The organism is Herbidospora daliensis, assembly GCF_001570585.1.
Lineage (GTDB): Bacteria > Actinomycetota > Actinomycetes > Streptosporangiales > Streptosporangiaceae > Herbidospora > Herbidospora daliensis.
The window spans coordinates 95577-108204 of the sequence record NZ_BBXF01000005.1 but is presented as its reverse complement, the minus strand read 5'-3'; the positions used below and the strand labels follow the sequence as shown (position 1 = coordinate 108204).

The following is a 12628-nucleotide window of genomic DNA, read 5'->3' as shown; positions in this document are numbered from 1 at the left end:
TGGGATCGCTCGTACGAGGGATGCCGGTTCCTCCCCCGGCGGGCAGAATGACCTGGGTGAACGGGCGTGTCGTCGCAGGTCTCCTCGTGGTGGCCGCCTTCGCCGTGGGCGTCTCCGAGTCGATGGCCCTGGCGCTGGTGGGCCTGGCGACGACCCTGCCGCTGGTGCTGCTGTGGCCGCAGCGTACGGCCGCCGCCGTGCTGGTCACGCTGGCCACGGCGGTCTCGCTGACGGCCTTCCGGCAGCCCGCGTACGCCGGCCTGGCGGCGTCCATGATCGCGCTGTTCCGTTTGGGCGAGACCGCCGACCGGGCGGCGCTGGCCTGTTCGCTCCCGTGCCTGGTCCTGGCCGTGACCGGGCACGCCCCGGTGGCGGCGGCGCTCACGCCCAGCGCCGCGCTGGCCGGGATCGCCTGGCAGGCCAGGAGCAGGGCCCGGGTCAGCGCCGCCGCGCGCGACGTGATCGAGGAGAGCCTGCTGCGCCGCAGCGCGGCCGGTGAACGGGCCAGGATCGCGCGGGAGCTGCACGACGTGGTCGCCCATCACATCTCGATGGTGGCCGTGCAGGCCGAGACGGCCCGGCTGGCCACCCCGGGGCTGCCGCCCGCCGGGGCCGAGCGGCTGCGCGCGATCGGCGACACCGCACGGAGCGCGCTGACCGAGATGCGCCGACTGCTCGGCGTGCTGCGGGAGGACACCGGGCCGCCGGAACGGGCGCCCCAGCCGGGGCTGCGGGAGCTGAACGCCCTGGTCGACGAGGCCCGCGCGGCCTCCGGCGGGGCCACCCGGCTCATCCTGCGCGGCACGCCGATCGCCCTCGATCCGGTGGCGGAGCTGGCGGCGTACCGGATCGTGCAGGAAGCCCTGACGAACGCCCGGCGGCACGCGCCGGGCGCGGCCGTCGACGTGGAGTTCGCCTACGGCGGCGGCGAGTTGCGGGTGACGGTCCGCGACAACGGGCCGGGGTCCGACGACCCGGCCGAGGGGCTGGGCCTGGTGGGCATGCGCGAACGCGCGGGCGCGGTGGGCGGCACGGTGCGGGCCGGAGCGGTGACAGGCGGCGGGTTCATGGTCGAGGCGGTCCTCCCCGGGGCGACGGCATGATCCGCGTCGTCATCGCCGACGACCATCCGGTCGTCCGGTCGGCCTTCGCCGACCTGCTCGCCACCCAGCCCGACTTCGCCGTCGTCGGCACCGCCTCCGACGGCGCGGAAGCGGTGCGGGTCTGCGCCGCGACCACGCCCGACCTCGTGCTCATGGACGTCCGGATGCCCGTCATGGACGGCATCGAGGCCACCCGGCGGCTGTCCCCCGGCGCCCGGGTGCTCATCCTGACCACCTTCGACCTCGACGAGTACGTCTACGACGCGCTGCGCGCCGGGGCCAGCGGCTTCCTGCTCAAGGACGTCACCGCCGAACGCCTCTTCGACGCCGTCAGGGTGGTGGCCGCCGGCGAGGCGCTGCTCGCGCCCACGGTCACCCGGCGGCTCATCGGCGAGTTCGCCCAGCTCCGGCCGAAGGTGTCGGTCGAGGGGCTGACGCCGAGGGAGACGCAGGTGCTGCGGCTGATCGCCGAAGGGCTGTCGAACCCGGAGATCGCCCACCGGCTGACCGTCACGGAGGAGACGGTGAAGACCCACGTCAGCCGGGTGCTGAACAAGCTCGGCCTGCGCGACCGGACGCAGGCCGTGGTCGCCGCCTACGAGTCGGGGCTGGTGGTGCCGCGCTTCAGGGGATGACGTCGAAGGTCGCCATCATGGCCATGTCCTCGTGTTCGAGGTTGTGGCAGTGGAAGACGTAGCGCCCCGGGTAGCCGTCGAACTTCGCGATCACCTCGAGGGTCTGCGCCTCGCGCAGTTCGACGGTGTCCTTCCACTCCGGGTTCGGCGTGCCGTCGGCCATCACCTGGAAGTGCGCCAGGTGCAGGTGGATCGGGTGGCTGACGTCGCTGGTGAAGCGCCAGATCTCGGTCGCGCCGAGCTTCACCGTGGCGTCGACCCGGTCGGCGGCGAACGGCTTGCCGTTGATGAGCCAGCCGGTGCCGCCGTGCAGGTTGCCGCTGGTGAACTCGAAGTCGCGGGTCGCGGTGGCCGACGCGGGGTCGAGCCGGTCGACCCGGGAGAGCACCTCGGGGATCGACGACTCGTCGGGGGCGTCGCGGTCGACGTCGAACCGCATCACGCGGCCGTCGTCGGCCAGGTCGCGCAGTTCGACGCGGTCGCCGATCCGGTGGGCGGCGAAGTCGACGACGAGATCGGCCCGTTCGCCGGGCGAGAGCCGTACGGAATCGAGGGTTCTCGGGGCGGGGAGGAGGCCGCCATCGGTGCCGATCTGGACGATCGGGCCGCCGGTCGACAACTCGTAGGGCCGCGCGTTCGACGCGTTGACCACCCGCAGCCGGTAGCGCGCGCGGGCGACCTTCAGCACCGGCCACGGCGCCCCGTTGACCAGCGTGACGTCGCCCAGCACCCCGCCCATGTACGCCTCCTTCGCCCCCGGCTTCCCCGGCACGCCCGGGTAGGGCATGGTGCCGTCGGCGGCGAAGGTGCGGTCGCAGATCACCAGCGGGACCTCGCGCTCGCCCTTCGGGAGCGGCAGGGCGTCCTCCTCGTCGTCGCGGACCAGGAACAGCCCGGCCAGGCCGCGCCAGACCTGCGGGCCGGTGTAGTCCATGCGGTGGTCGTGATACCAGAGCGTGGCGGCGCGCTGCGTCATCGGATAGTCGTATTCGCGGGTCGCCCCCGGGTGTACGAGATCGGTCGGATGCCCGTCCGAGGCCGCCGGGGTGTGGCCGCCGTGCAGGTGCAGCACGGTCGGCGCGGCCAGCCCGTTGGTCAGCCGGACCACGGTCCGCCGGTCGCGCCGGGTCTCGATGGTCGGGCCGGGGAAGACGCCGTCGTAGCCCCAGATCGGCGTGCGCAGCCCCGGGAGGATGGCGGCGACGGCCTGACGTGCGGTGAGATCGTAGTGGTCGGTGTCGCCGCGCCGGGCCGGCCGGGCCGTCGGCGGCACCGGCAGCGGGACGGCGAACGGTTCGGGCAGGGGCGCGGTGCTGCGCAGGACCTGGGGCACCGGGGTGCCCGCGAGCAGCGAGCACCCCGTGACCAGGGCGAACCCGCCCAGGCCGATGGTGGCCAGGGCCTCGCGCCGGCTGAGCCTCACGCCGCCGCCGACGCGGTCTGCCGGGCCGGGAACAGGTAGCCCAGCGAATGGACCACGCCGCCGAACATGAGCATGCCGATCGGCACGTGCAGCGCCTTGAAGTGCGCGATCCCCAGGTACATCTGCACGAAGACCAGCAGGAGGGTCATGACCGCCGGGACGATCACCTTCCGGTCCTTCGTCATGATCGACACCACCAGGGAGGCCAGCGCCGCCAGCAGCACCAGGATCGCGGTGGCGCGGTGCATGCCCCGCCCGCCCGGGGTGGCCAGCAGCAGCCCGGCGGTGATGCCCTGAATGAGGAGTGCGGCCGCGAGGACGATCGTCACGATCCGCCGCGCGCCCAGATATGCCGTGTTCATGGGCCGATCGTCGCCGCCCGCGGTGGCCCGGCGCGTCATGCCGGGGATGGCCCGTCGCCTACGCCCGCTGCGGTAGCCGTGGCCGCGTGTCAGCGCCGCGACGGTCCCGTGTCAGCGCGGTCGGCGACGGTTGACCCATCGAACACCGCTGAGGCGAGGAGCACCACATGTCCACCACACTGCAGGCCGCCATCGACGAGCTCGTCGGCCCCGGCATCCTGAGCGCCCAGCTGCGCCTGCGCGACCGGGGCGAGGTCTGGGTCGGCACGGCCGGCGTCGCCCGGCTGGGCGAGCCCGAGGGTCCCCCGGCCGACGGGCGGTTCCGGATCGGCAGCGCCACCAAGACCTTCGCCGCGACCGTGGTGCTGGCGCTGGTGGGCGAGGGCCGGTTCGGGCTCGACGACTCGGTCGCCGGCCACCTGCCCGGCTTCGACCTCGACCCCCGGATCACCGTGCGCATGCTGCTGCAGCACACCAGCGGGGTGTTCGCCTTCACCGGCGAGTACTTCGAGGACGGCACCGTCGTCCCCGGCATCCCGGTGCTGGGCAAGGAGTGGGTGGACGCCCGCTTCACCACCTACGAGCCCGCGGAGCTGGTCCGGTTCGCGCTGGCCAAGCCCGCGCGGTTCGAGCCGGGCGCCGACTGGAACTACTCCAACACCAACTACGTGCTGGCCCGGCTGCTGGTCGAGCAGGTCACCGGCCGCTCGCTGGCCGAGGAGACCCACCGGCTGATCCTCGGCCCGCTCGGTTTGGAGAACACCCTCCTGCCCGGGACCGACACCGGGATCCCCGGCCCGCACGCCCACGCCTACTACCGCTACGAGGAGGACGGCGTCGAGAAGACGGTCGACGTCACCGTCCAGAACCCGTCGTGGATCTCCACCGGCGGCGACATGATCTCCACCACCGAGGACCTCGCCACGTTCGTCTCCGCGCTGATGTCCGGCCGGCTCCTCCCGGCCCCTCTCCTGGACGAGATGCGCACCCCCCACCCCAAGGCGGGCTACGGGCTGGGCCTGTTCGTCCTCCAGGACGGCGCCCTGCTCAACCACAACGGCGGCCTGTCGGGCTACGCGACCCTCATGTACGCCACCCCTGACGGCGAGACCGTCCTGACCGGCTCGCTGACCTTCGTGGACGACGCCACGATGTCCCAGGTGGAGTCCTTCCAGAAGTTCGTGGAGCGGGTGCTCGCCGAGGTCTTCAGTCGGTGATCCGGTAGTGGTAGCCGTGGGACAGGGTGAAGCCGTGCCGGGCGTAGAGGGCCCTGGCGCCCGGGTTGTCCTCCTCGACCTGGAGGTAGAGACACCGGGCGCCCTCGCCCTCGGCCCAGGCGGCGCCCGCCGCCAGGATCTCCGAGGCGACGCCCCGGCGGCGCAGGCCGGGCCGGGTGACCATGCAGAAGACGCCGGCGTAGCCGTCGTCGACGGCGAACACCCCCATGCCGGCGAGCTCGCCGTCGACGGTCGCGGCGAAGAACGCGACCGGTTCGGGGATGCGCAGGACGACGTCGACGCTGGTGAGCCGCTCGTCGAGGCCGCCGAACACCTCGGGCCAGCGCGACCGGTCCCGGATCCGCTCCACCGACGGGGCCTCCCCCGCGACGGCCGACGCCGGAGCGGTCAGGATCAGGGTCGGGGCGTCGCGCCGGTAGCCCCGGGCGGCCAGGGCCGCGTCGAGGTCCGGGTGGGCCTCGGCCGGGCTGACCTGGACGCAGACCGCCCGGCCGCGCTCGCGGTAGTAGCGCTCGACCGCCTCGATCGACGGGGTCGAACCGGGCAGCGGCAGGGCCGAGTTGGTGCGCCGGCGCGGCACGGCGGGGGTGTGCCGGAGCAGCCAGCCGTCGCGCTCCTCGGCGTCGACGGCCGGCCAGGCGCGGGCGGCACGGCGTTCGAGCCGCCACCATTCGGGCTGGTCCATGGGCGGCACCATACACAAACCGGGCGGCAAAAGGTTCGCCCCGTATTGTCTAATGGCCAGCATGGAGATCGGGTGTGACGAGTCGGGAGCGGAGGGCGAGAAGCTCATCGGCGGGGTGACCGACGTGTTCGCCCACGCCGGCATCGCGCTCACCCTCGACGAGGCCGAGGCGTGCATGGACGAGGTGCGCCATCGCGCCCCCTCGCCGGTGACCGAGTACAAGGCGTTCGTCATCCGGCGGGCCAAGCACCGGCTGGCCCTGCAATGGCTGCTCGGCCCGACGGGGCCGCTGCCGGGCCGCGCCCACGTCCACCTGACCGACAAGACCCTCCACATGACCCGCCGGATCGCCGACCTGACGGGCGAGGACGGCGACCGCCTCTACCGGCTGGGCCCGGCCGCCTTCGGGGCCCGCTGGCCCGCCCTGCTGGAGGGCTTCAACGACCTGATGCGGCCCTACTCCGACCGGTCGATCGACGACGTGTTCGCCCTGGTCGACGACCTGGCCCAGATCCCCGGCGAGGCCGGCGACCTGCTGCGCCGCCTGGCCAAGACCCGCCCCCAGATCGAGGACCTGCGGGTGCGCCTGGCCCGCGAACCGGGCACCGCCGCGCCCCTCGACCCGCTGCTGCCGGCGATCGTGCGGGCGGTCGAGCACTGGGGCCGGGGCCGTCCGGTGACGATCGTGCACGACCGCCAGACCAGCCTCACCGAGGAGCGGGTCGAGCTGCTGCGCCGGGCCTGTCCTCTGGAGGAGCTGCGGCTCCAGGAGTCCCATCTCGACGCGCGCATCCAGGTGGCCGACCTGGTGGCCGGGATCGCCCGCGGGATCGCCGCCGACGCCCTGCACGGCCAGGGCGACCAGCTGCTGGCGGGGCTGCTCGCCCCCTACGTCGACTCCCAGTCGGTCTGGTCCGACGGGTCGATGTGGATCTTGGGGGGCTGATCGGGGTCGCGGCCGGCGGTCAGCGCCCCGGCCACGTCGTCGAGCCCGATGGTCGCGGCGACCAGCGGCGCCGGGTCGACCGCGCCGGAGGCATAGCGCTCGATCGCGCCGGCCAGCCCGCCTGACGCGCTGAGCACGCCGGTCACCCGCAGGTCCTTGAGCGCGATGACGCGGGTGTCGACCAGGCTCGGCTCCCCGGCCAGGCCGATGAAGACCACCCGCCCGCCGGGCTCGACCCTCTCGACGGCCAGGGCGGGCAGCCGGGCGGCGTTGGAGGCGTCGATGACCGCGTCGAACGGCAGGTCGGGCACCTCGGTGTGGCAGGCGAAGCCGAGCGAGCGGGCGAACCCCGTCGACAGGCCGAGCAGGTGGACCTCGGCGCCCTCGGCCGCCGCGAACATGGCCGCCAGCAGGCCGATCGTGCCCGGCCCGAGGATCAGCAGCCGGTCGCCCGCGCCCACCTGGGCCGCCCTGACGGCGCGCAGCGCGTTCCCGCCGGGCTCGACCAGCGCCCCGAGCGTGGGCCCGACCTCGTCGGGCAGCACGTGGAGCGCGAAGACGGGGACCGGCAGGAATTCGGCCAGGGCGCCCGGACGTCCGTACCGGATCCCGATCTCGAACCGGTCGGCGCACAGGTGCTGGCGCCCGCTGAGGCAGCGGTGGCAGGTCTGGCAGCCGAGCATGGTGTCCCCGGTGACCCGCCGGCCGAGCCACTCGCGGGAGACCCCGGCCCCGAGGGCGGTCACCACGCCGCACCACTCGTGCCCGATGCGGAGGGGGTAGCGGGCCTGTCCGTCGTGGAGGTAGGCCATCTCGCCGGTGAAGAACTCGGCGTCGGTGCCGCAGATCCCGGCGCGTTCGACCCGGACGATCACCTCGCCGGGCCCCGGCACGGGAGGCTCGACGTCCACGACTTCGCCCTGGAACGGCCCGGTTATGACGAACGCGCGCATGATCCCCTTTTCTCCTGGATCTTACGTTGGCGTACCGATTTCGGCCATCCCAAATCGCAAAGGGTTCTTTGCAAAGAGTTCTTTGCGGTTTATGGTGGTCGACATGAACGAGTCCGTCTTCCTCGACGCCAAGGGGCTGCGCGCGCTGGCGCACCCGGTCCGCGTGCAACTGCTCGGCCTGCTGCGGCTCCACGGCCCCCACACCGCGACCGGCCTGGCCGACCGGCTCGGCCTCACCTCGGGAGCGACCAGCTACCACCTGCGCCAGCTCGCCGGCGGCGGGCTGGTCGAGGAGGACGTGAACCGGGGCAACGGCCGCGAACGCTGGTGGCGGGCGATCCACCGCGTCACCCACTTCGACGACAGCGCGCTGGCCGAGCAGGAACCGGAGGCCACGTTCATGTACCTCCAGTCGGTGATCGACATCCAGGCCCAGCGCGCCCAGCGCACCCTGGCCGCCCACCAGACCATGCCCGCCCAGTGGCGCAACGTCTTCGACCTCAGCGACTGGTCGCTGCGCCTCACCCCCGAAGAGGCGCACAGCCTGATCGAGGAGCTGCACGCCGTGGTCGACCGCTACCGCCTCGACGGCGCCGACGCCCAGGCCCCCGACGACGCCGAGCGTGTCGTGCTCGTCGTCCACTCCCTCCCGGAGCCGTCATGACCCGCTCGTGGCGCCCGGTCGCGGGCCTGTTCGCCGCCTCCCTGACCGCCCTCACGGGCACCCGCGTCTCCGCGATCGCCATCCCCTGGTTCGTGCTGGTCACCACCGGCAGCGTCACCCAGACCGGCCTGGTCGCGTTCTGCGAGATGGCCCCGTACGTGCTGGTCAAAGCCCTCGCGGGCCCGGTCGTCGACCGGATGGGACCGCGGCGCATGTCGTGGCGGGCCGACGCGGTCAGCGCCGTGGCGGCCCTGCTGATCCCGATCCTGCACTTCTCCGGGGCGTTGTCGTTCCCCGTGCTGCTGGTCCTGGTCGCGGTCATCGGGGCGGTGCGCGGCCCGGGCGACCTGGCCAAGGAGATCATGGTCCCGGAGGCGGCCGAACTCGGCCGCATCCCCCTGGAGCGGGCGGCCGGCCTCGCGGGCGTCGCCGAACGGCTCGCGTCCACGGTCGGCCCGGCGGTCGCGGGCGCGCTGGTGGCCCTGACCGGCCCGATGGTCGCCCTGATCGCCAACGCGGTCTGCTTCGCCCTCGGCTCGGTGATCGTCGCGACCGTGCTGCCGAAGCACATGGGCCACCGCCCGGCCGAGACGGGCCCGAGCGCCGGCTACTGGCGGCGCTTCGGCGAGGGCTTCGCCTTCCTGAAGAACGAACGCCTCATGCTGACCATCACGATCATGGTCGGCCTCACGAACTTCCTGGACGCCGCCTTCGCCTCCCTGCTCCTCCCGGTGTGGGCCAAGGAGACCGGCGGCGGCCCGGCCGCGATCGGCCTGGCCACCAGCGTCATGGGCATCTCGGCCGTGGCCGGTTCGCTGATCGCGGCGATGGTCGCGCACCGGCTGCCCCGCCGGCTGGTCTTCTTCCTCGGCTTCCTCGTCATCGGCGCGCCAAGGTTCCTGATCCTGGCGGTCGACGTGCCGCTGTGGGCGGTGGTGGCCGTCTTCGCGGTCGGCGGCTTCGGCAGCGGCTTCCTGAACCCGATCATCGGCGCGATCTACTTCGAACGGGTGCCGAGGCCGATCCTGGGCCGCGTCAACGCCCTCAGCGACGCGGTGGCCTGGTCGGGCATCCCCCTCGGCGGCCTGGCGGCCGGCGCGGCGGTGGCCGCGACCGGGCTGGTCCCGGTGCTGATCGTCTGCGGCGTGGCGTACTTCCTGACCACGACGCTCACGGGCCTGCGCCCGGAGTGGAAGGAGATGCGCTCAGCGCCAGTGACCGGGCCGGTCGAGGTCGAGCCGGGTCTCCCGATCGCCTCGGGCGGCGGCGACCTGCGGCCGGGTCAGGAACAGCGCACCCCGTAGATCGGCCCCGCGCACGTCGGCCCCCCGCAGGTCGGCCCCGAGGAGGTCGGCCCGCCGGAGGTCGGCGCCGCGCAGATCGGCCCCGATGAGCAGCCGCCCCCGGAGGCTGACACCACGCAGATCCCGGCCGCGCAACCGCGCCCCGGCCAGGTCACGGCGCATCTCCTTGGCCGGCCCGCGCACCTGGGCGCTGATCTCCCCGAGCCGCGCCCCGACCCGCCCGCGCAGCTCGTCGACCGCGAACCCGTCGATCACCGATGAGGCGGCCAGCGCCTCGGCCTCCTCACGGAGGTCGGCGGCGTCCCCGTACCGGCACGCCTCCTCGAGATAACACAGCAGCTCGTGCAGCTGCCGCAGCAGCGGAAAGAGCGCGACGTCCCGCCCCTCCTGGGTGACCCGCTGCCCCGCCCCGAAGCAGTCGAAGGTGACGCACCCCTGGTAGCCGCTGTCGAGCAGCCGGTCGTGGATGCGGCAGCGGAAGTCCCCGGTCAGGTTCGCGCACGGCTTCCCGGCGGGCTTGTCGACGGCGAAGTCGGCCGACCGGGTGAACGGCAACTCCACGCAGCACAACCCGGCGCAGGAGGCGCAGTCGGAGCGCAGGTCGATCACACGTGCTCCATGACGATGACGGCGGTGGTCCGGGGTTCGAGCGCCCGGAAGACATGCGGCACGTCGCCAGGGTAGGTGATGTAATCCCCCGGCCCGAGCTCGACGGGCCCCTCGATCGGCCCGACGAGAGCCCGACCGGGCCCGATGATCACGTGCTCCATCGTGCCCGGGTTGTGCGGATCGGACACCCGCGCCTCACCGGGCTCGGCGTCGATGCGGAACAGATCCCGGCGAGCCCCCGGAGGACACGAGGCCAGCAACGTGGCCGCGTAGTCGGCCCGCTCGGAGTGCGTCACCGGCCCCTCCCCCGCCCGGATCACCCGCACATGCGGCCGGGGCGGATCGATGAGCCGGCTGATCGGCACCCCCAACGCGACCGCGAGCGCCCAGAGGGTCTCCACGCTGGGATTGCCGGCCCCCGATTCGAGCTGCGAGAGGGTCGACTTGGCGATCCCGGCCCGCTTGGCGAGCTCGGTCAACGACAGACCGGTCCGCTCCCGCTCCCGTCGAATCGACGCGGCGATGAGCGTGATCAACGCGGCGGAGGTGTCCAAGCCGTTCGCTCCATGAGTCCAATTGTTCGCCTTGACGAACAGTAGCGTGTGTGTTCATCCTAATGGCCATGCGTTCGATATCGCGAACGGCTTTGCGCGACATAGCCCTCGTCTGCACCGCCGACGCCATCGTGGGAGCCTCCTTCGGCGCGATCGCCGTGTCAGGAGGCTTCGAGCCATGGGTGCCCGTGGTGATGTCCCTGATCGTCTTCGCCGGCGGCGCCCAGTTCGCCGCCCTCGGCATCGTGCTGGGCGGGGGTGGTGTCGTGGCCGCGGTGGCGACCGGCCTGGTACTGAACGCCCGCCTGCTCCCCTTCTCGTTCGCGGTCGCCGATGTGGTGAGAGGGCGCTGGTACGGCGCCCAGCTCATCACGGACGAAACGGTGGCCTTCGCCCTGAAGGGGCGGGATGCACGGGAGCGGCACGACTACTTCTGGGTGAGCGGACTGACCCTGTTCGCGGCGTGGAACGTGTCGGTGGTGGTGGGGGCGCTGGCCGGGGCGGTCGTCGGGGACACCGACGCGCTGGGGCTCGACGCGATGTTTCCAGCGGTGCTGCTGGCTTTGATCGTGCCCGCACTTGCCGAGCGGAGGGTGCGGGTGCCGGTATTGGCGGGCGGGGTGGTGGCGTTGGCGGCTTCGGCGGTGCTGCCGGCGGGGGTTCCGGTGCTGCTGTCGTTGCTGGGGCTGCTGGCGCGGCCGAAGGAGGCGTGAGGTGGGGATGCTTCGGAGTTCCCCCTGTGCGGTGAAGGAGCCGACTCCTCATCTGGCCTGGGATTCATGCCCGCTGTCATCTACTGCGCTGCCGACGGGAGTTCCCCTGCCCTGCATCCATGGCCGCCTTCGGCGTGTTACGGGGATTCCTTTAAAGCGCTGCCTATAGGACCCGAGTCGACACACTGCGGGAGGCGTGGAATGGCCACCCTCCTAGGCGGTCGCCTGTCTCGACAGTCATCAAAGCGCCCTGCTGACTCGGCCAGAAAGTGGGGCCGGGCAACCGACAAGCGCCAGGGCCTCCGCCCGTCCGGTCTTTCGTGGCCGAGCCCATTGAAGCGCTCTGCCGACACGATCGGCGACGAAACCAGGACACGGTGGGGCGGCAGGACATTCACCCGCCCGGTCCTCCTTGACCGAGAACACCGAAGCGCCCTGCCGACACGACAACCAGGACTCCGACACGCTCCAGGGCATTCACCCGCCCGGTCCTCCTTGACCGAGAACACCGGAATGCCCTGCCGACACGACAACCAGGGGTCCGACATGCTCCAAGAAATTCACCCACCAGGTCTCCTCGGCCGAGGCCACCGAAACGCCCTGCCGACACGACAACCAGGACTCCGACACGCTCCAGGACATTCACCCGCCCGGTCCTCCTTGACCGAGAACACCGAAGCACCCTGCCGACACTCCGGCGACGAAAACCCAGACACCGACACGCTCCAGGACATTCACCCGTCCGGTCCTCCTTGACCGATGACACCGGAATGCCCTGCCGACACCACCCTTGATAGACCCGGCCGAAGGAGGGCCTGACATGGACATGCCGATCGTCGCCATCGTGGTGCTCGCCGCCGGAACGCTCGCGTTCCGGCTGGCGGGCCCCCTCTTCCGGGATCGGGTACGTATCCCGCCCCGCCTGGAGGACCTGCTGTCGGTGGCCGCACTCGTGCTGTTGTTCGCGCTGGTCGTGACCTCGTCGTTCGCCGGATGGGCGCGGCCGGCCGGGGTGCTGGTGGCGGGGGTGCTGGCCATCCGGAAGGCTCCGTTCCCGGTGATCGTGATCGCGGCGGCGGCGACCACGGCCGTGCTGCGGCTTATCGGAGTGCCGTGACGCGGGCGTCGAACTCCTCGCGGGTCGGCAGGAACCACGTCTGGTCGCCGCGGTTGCATTCGCGGACCAGGTCACGGAAGGCGTCACTGGCCGCGACATGGCGGGAGACGTCTCCGATGACGGCCAGGCGGAAGCCGTACTGGACGAACTTCTGCAGGATCGCGCCCGCGAGCCCGGTCCGCAGGGAGAAGAAGGCGTCGGGCAGCCGTTCGGCCGGGATGACCACCCAGGTCACGCCTTGTCCGAAGGTGGCACCGATGACGTCGAGCGCGTCGGCCTCGGTGGCGATCGGCGGCCCGTCGGCGGGAAGGATGTAGTGCAC

15 protein-coding genes are annotated in these 12628 nt (G+C 72.5%); 8 read left to right on the top strand and 7 right to left on the bottom strand.

Annotated features, from left to right (window positions below; genetic code table 11):
• Window positions 1–56: 56 nt before the first annotated feature.
• Window positions 57–1103, top strand: coding sequence for a sensor histidine kinase (locus AW274_RS23725; RefSeq protein ID WP_198169375.1), 1047 nt, complete (start codon window positions 57–59; stop codon window positions 1101–1103).
• Window positions 1100–1738, top strand: a complete 639-nt coding sequence (locus AW274_RS23720; RefSeq protein ID WP_062436407.1) for a response regulator — start codon at window positions 1100–1102, stop codon at window positions 1736–1738. Before AW274_RS23725 ends, AW274_RS23720 begins: the two co-directional genes overlap by 4 nt.
• Here the strand turns inward: AW274_RS23720 and AW274_RS23715 are convergent.
• Entirely contained in the window at window positions 1728–3161 is a 1434-nt protein-coding gene (locus tag AW274_RS23715) for a multicopper oxidase family protein (protein WP_062436405.1), read from the bottom strand. The two genes, AW274_RS23720 and AW274_RS23715, sit on opposite strands and share 11 nt — an antisense overlap.
• Complete coding sequence (locus tag AW274_RS23710; protein ID WP_062436403.1) at window positions 3158–3523, bottom strand: hypothetical protein; 366 nt, start codon at window positions 3521–3523, stop codon at window positions 3158–3160. Before AW274_RS23710 ends, AW274_RS23715 begins: the two co-directional genes overlap by 4 nt.
• Window positions 3524–3690: 167 nt before the next feature.
• On the opposite strand from AW274_RS23710, the gene AW274_RS23705 reads away from it, so the two are divergent.
• A complete protein-coding gene (locus tag AW274_RS23705) occupies window positions 3691–4740 on the top strand; it encodes a serine hydrolase domain-containing protein (protein WP_062436401.1) in 1050 nt (349 codons plus the stop codon).
• On the opposite strand, the gene AW274_RS23700 is transcribed toward AW274_RS23705, so the two are convergent.
• Entirely contained in the window at window positions 4730–5446 is a 717-nt protein-coding gene (locus AW274_RS23700) for a GNAT family N-acetyltransferase (protein ID WP_062436398.1), read from the bottom strand. The two genes, AW274_RS23705 and AW274_RS23700, sit on opposite strands and share 11 nt — an antisense overlap.
• 61 nt (window positions 5447–5507) lie before the next feature.
• Between AW274_RS23700 and AW274_RS40500 the strand changes: the two genes are divergently transcribed.
• Window positions 5508–6392: a DUF3800 domain-containing protein gene (locus tag AW274_RS40500; protein ID WP_232320311.1), complete on the top strand. Its 885-nt coding sequence runs from the start codon at window positions 5508–5510 to the stop codon at window positions 6390–6392.
• Here the strand turns inward: AW274_RS40500 and AW274_RS23690 are convergent.
• Complete coding sequence (locus AW274_RS23690; protein WP_062436394.1) at window positions 6335–7345, bottom strand: zinc-dependent alcohol dehydrogenase; 1011 nt, start codon at window positions 7343–7345, stop codon at window positions 6335–6337. The genes AW274_RS40500 and AW274_RS23690 overlap by 58 nt on opposite strands.
• A 103-nt stretch (window positions 7346–7448) precedes the next feature.
• On the opposite strand from AW274_RS23690, the gene AW274_RS23685 reads away from it, so the two are divergent.
• Together AW274_RS23685 and AW274_RS23680 are read left to right on the top strand one after the other, a co-directional pair.
• The gene (locus AW274_RS23685; RefSeq protein ID WP_232320309.1) at window positions 7449–8009 is read left to right on the top strand and encodes an ArsR/SmtB family transcription factor; all 561 of its coding nucleotides are present in this window, start codon (window positions 7449–7451) and stop codon (window positions 8007–8009) included.
• Window positions 8006–9313, top strand: coding sequence for an MFS transporter (locus AW274_RS23680; protein WP_063813569.1), 1308 nt, complete (start codon window positions 8006–8008; stop codon window positions 9311–9313). Before AW274_RS23685 ends, AW274_RS23680 begins: the two co-directional genes overlap by 4 nt.
• On the opposite strand, the gene AW274_RS39430 is transcribed toward AW274_RS23680, so the two are convergent.
• Both AW274_RS39430 and AW274_RS23670 read right to left on the bottom strand, forming a co-directional pair.
• Entirely contained in the window at window positions 9215–9922 is a 708-nt protein-coding gene (locus AW274_RS39430) for a pentapeptide repeat-containing protein (protein WP_062436390.1), read from the bottom strand. The genes AW274_RS23680 and AW274_RS39430 overlap by 99 nt on opposite strands.
• On the bottom strand, window positions 9919–10476 hold the full coding sequence (locus AW274_RS23670; RefSeq protein WP_062436388.1) for a helix-turn-helix domain-containing protein: 558 nt from the start codon (window positions 10474–10476) through the stop codon (window positions 9919–9921). Before AW274_RS23670 ends, AW274_RS39430 begins: the two co-directional genes overlap by 4 nt.
• A gap of 92 nt (window positions 10477–10568) precedes the next feature.
• On the opposite strand from AW274_RS23670, the gene AW274_RS23665 reads away from it, so the two are divergent.
• Window positions 10569–11189, top strand: a complete 621-nt coding sequence (locus AW274_RS23665) for an AzlC family ABC transporter permease (protein WP_232320307.1) — start codon at window positions 10569–10571, stop codon at window positions 11187–11189.
• Window positions 11190–12009: 820 nt separating this feature from the next.
• Window positions 12010–12306 carry an AzlD domain-containing protein gene (locus tag AW274_RS23660; RefSeq protein ID WP_062436386.1) on the top strand — a complete coding sequence of 99 codons (297 nt, stop codon included), beginning with the start codon at window positions 12010–12012 and terminating at the stop codon, window positions 12304–12306.
• Here AW274_RS23660 and AW274_RS23655 read toward each other — a convergent pair.
• The gene (locus tag AW274_RS23655; RefSeq protein ID WP_232320306.1) at window positions 12290–12628 is read right to left on the bottom strand and encodes a DUF4180 domain-containing protein; all 339 of its coding nucleotides are present in this window, start codon (window positions 12626–12628) and stop codon (window positions 12290–12292) included. The genes AW274_RS23660 and AW274_RS23655 overlap by 17 nt on opposite strands.

Coding starts and splice junctions, on each gene's coding strand:
- AW274_RS23660 (WP_062436386.1), top strand. CDS start 12,010: ATGGACATGCCGATCGTCGCCATCGTGGTGCTCGCCGCCGGAACGCTC.
- AW274_RS23710 (WP_062436403.1), bottom strand. CDS start 3,523: ATGAACACGGCATATCTGGGCGCGCGGCGGATCGTGACGATCGTCCTC.
- AW274_RS40500 (WP_232320311.1), top strand. CDS start 5,508: ATGGAGATCGGGTGTGACGAGTCGGGAGCGGAGGGCGAGAAGCTCATC.
- AW274_RS23685 (WP_232320309.1), top strand. CDS start 7,449: ATGAACGAGTCCGTCTTCCTCGACGCCAAGGGGCTGCGCGCGCTGGCG.
- AW274_RS23720 (WP_062436407.1), top strand. CDS start 1,100: ATGATCCGCGTCGTCATCGCCGACGACCATCCGGTCGTCCGGTCGGCC.
- AW274_RS23690 (WP_062436394.1), bottom strand. CDS start 7,345: ATGCGCGCGTTCGTCATAACCGGGCCGTTCCAGGGCGAAGTCGTGGAC.
- AW274_RS23680 (WP_063813569.1), top strand. CDS start 8,006: ATGACCCGCTCGTGGCGCCCGGTCGCGGGCCTGTTCGCCGCCTCCCTG.
- AW274_RS23705 (WP_062436401.1), top strand. CDS start 3,691: ATGTCCACCACACTGCAGGCCGCCATCGACGAGCTCGTCGGCCCCGGC.
- AW274_RS23700 (WP_062436398.1), bottom strand. CDS start 5,446: ATGGACCAGCCCGAATGGTGGCGGCTCGAACGCCGTGCCGCCCGCGCC.